Below are 2,788 nucleotides of genomic sequence, written 5' to 3'. Positions count from 1 at the left end.
TTAGTGCTAAATTAACATCAATAGCTTCTTAAGCTTATTATAGCGTTAATTCAACGTAAAATTGACTTGGTCAATTTGATCGCTGAAAAGCAGTGCCTGAGAAAGTTTCAAGTTTTTGGAGAGGTCTGTTTAGCAGTAATCTCTTAGGAGTGGACTTACCTACACAAGCAGCATCAGTCCAATGGGTTTTATCAAGACCTCTGGTTTTCCGGTTGAACTTGGTCAGGCCACCAGAACCTGTTTCCACAGGCAGCCCAGTTGATTTTAGTCTTCTCCATAATTCCCAACGGGTTGCGTTGACGGCTGCTGCATCTTTCAAAGGGGTTTTTGCTTTAGCTAATACCTTTTTGATAATTTCCGGTTTTTTTCTTAAAAATTTCTCAATCGGGTTATTGCCTTTTTTCTGATTACAGCACCGACAAGCAAGAGTCAAATTACTAACTCGATTACTGCCACCTTTTGATTTTGGTATAATGTGCTCAACTTCTAAAGGTGTATCAATAGCGCCACAGTAAACACAGTTATGTCCCCACTTAGCGAGTAGATACTCTTTTACCTCAAACCCAAATAGTTCACCATGTTGATACTCAATTTCTGATACTTCTGGATTTTGCATTTTTTGAGTATCGAATCGAACTAATTCTTGAGATATTGCGGTTATAGGGCACAGTTTTCTTAGTCTCCTAACCCAAGTCTCGATATTAAATACTCGACTCATTAATGATGGAGGCAACCAACTCTCTGGGCGTTTTCGATTAAGGAAACGAGGTTTACGGTAACGAGTCTTTCGATTTCGTCTACCTCGCCTTAAAGCTCGTCTAGACTCTAGAGAGTTTTTAATTTGCTGCCCTCTATGATTGATTTCTAAGGCGCTTGTGATCCGTCCAGTTGGCTCCTGAATAATAGCTATTCCCGTCGTTTTAGAGCCTGGATCTATTTTTAGTCGGTGTGGATGAACAACAGAATCCTGTAACGATCTATCCTGCATGATAATAGTAAATGGGTAGCGCTTGAAAACTTTAGCTCTCCCTTTTTTAAGTAGATCTCTAGCCCGTGCCGGTGTACATGGATCCAGAGGTTGTTTGTCTTTATCTAGCACGAAAACTCGCATTACTTTGATCTCTCCACAATGTGGGTAAAGTTTGCCGCGACAATGTTACAAAAGCTTTTTAGGTTAGCAACACTTCCTTAACTCACTACAGATGTTTAATTGCTAACAACAGAGCTGAAGACTGGCACGCATCTACAGGTGTTATGACTCAAGTAACGTAGACCATTAGAACGATCTTAGTCTGGTCAACTATGAGCTTCTAGCAAGCTCCCGCTATAGTCTGATAAGACTTAGCGGTGAGTTGTTGACATTTAGGTTTATATTGTCCATATTTATTGATGATATTTTTTAAAAATTATCTATATTTATATAGTTTTGCCATTGTTTAATAACCTATTGATTGATATAATATATAGCATTTTTTTTGATATGTAAACATAAAATTGATGGTAAAAGGGAGCAGGGAGCAGGGAGCAGGGAGCAGTAGTAAAGAGCTCCGAATAGTTTTTGATGTTATGCTAAATTAGCCATATTATTAATGACCTATTTAGAAATGCTATTCAATTAGTTTGAAGTCTTTTAGAAGTCAATTCGATTAGTGATTGCCATCGGGTTATCCCCCAAAACTCAACTATAGCGTTTCTCGTAGCTATGAGGTACACATTATTTTTCCCTCTTCCGTCTTCCCTCTTACCTCTTCTCTGCTCCTTGCTCCCTGCTCCCTAAAACCCATAAATTTGTACCTCACAAGTCGTAGAATTGCTATATCAAATTATTGAAGCAGTTGCTTTAGTCTTTGGCGAAAAGCTCGTAATGCAGGACTTCTCCCGCTCTCACGGCTTTGAGCTAAAACTTCTGCTACCAGGTCCGGAATTGGTAATCTGGGGAAGGTCGGACTGGTGGTAACTTGCCGGTACTCACCTCCTTGCAATAGGTCAATCCTGAGTTGATTTTTTTCATAGCGCCAGAGTTCAGGCACACCTAAGTTGGCATAGACATCCAGTTGAGTCTTGGAGGTAACATCCACTTCAATGGCTAGATCTGGTGGTGGGTCAACGCTGAGATCGACGCGTCGCTTGCCTCGCATTCTAGCGTGGTTTTGGATGTAGAAGCATTGATCCGGTTCAATGCCACTGTCCATATTTTCTCCCTTGAAGGTAGTGGAACCAAAGCACTCGCAGTCGATTTCTAACTCATCAAGCAAAATTTTAACCAAATCACCGATCAGTTCTTTATCGACTTCCTGTTCTGGGGTAGGCATTCTGATTTCTAAGGTTCCGTGGCTATAGGCAATACGGGCAGAGCGATGTTCCCCTAGTTCTTCTAGAACAGACTCAAATTCAGCCCACTCTAGGTTATGAATCAAGAGTCTTTGGCCTGGGGGAACGTTAAGTTGTTGGAGTAGGAGAGTAACAGCCATACAGTAATCGGTTTTGATTCCCAATTTTTCCAAGAGGTCTAGTCTGATTTTAGAGAACTAAGATATAGCTACCGTTAGTTAGAGTGCTCTTGGAGCCAGTTGAGTAAATCCTCACTGGTATTAAAATCCCAGATTGCTTCTGATAAGCGTTCTAGGTCTTGGGAATTCAAGGCTTCAAGCAATGCCATCCCATTACTTGTTAGTTTTCCAAAGCGGCGCTCAAGCTGTCGCAATAGTAAGCTTCTTTCACCTTCTAATCTGCCCTCTTCTCTGCCCTCTTCTCTGCCCTCTTCTCTGCCCTCTTCTCGTCCTTCTTC

2 protein-coding genes and 1 pseudogene are annotated in these 2,788 nt (G+C 41.2%); all 3 read right to left on the bottom strand.

Annotated elements, in window-relative coordinates:
* Positions 1–127 precede the first annotated feature (127 nt).
* Positions 128–1,111: pseudogene (gene iscB, locus F6K38_RS38910) on the bottom strand (RNA-guided endonuclease IscB); the annotation flags it as partial.
* Between the two features lie 712 nt (positions 1,112–1,823).
* Positions 1,824–2,471 (bottom strand): Uma2 family endonuclease, encoded by a 648-nt coding sequence (locus F6K38_RS38905; RefSeq protein ID WP_287360277.1) that lies wholly within the window; start codon positions 2,469–2,471, stop codon positions 1,824–1,826.
* A gap of 74 nt (positions 2,472–2,545) precedes the next feature.
* Positions 2,546–2,788 (bottom strand): DUF4351 domain-containing protein (locus tag F6K38_RS38900; RefSeq protein ID WP_287360275.1); only part of this gene is annotated, 243 nt, incomplete at its 5' end.

Source organism: Moorena sp. SIO3B2 (assembly GCF_010692525.1).
In the GTDB taxonomy this organism is placed as follows: Bacteria; Cyanobacteriota; Cyanobacteriia; order Cyanobacteriales; family Coleofasciculaceae; genus Moorena; species Moorena producens.
This window is presented reverse-complemented; position numbering and strand designations above follow the sequence as displayed.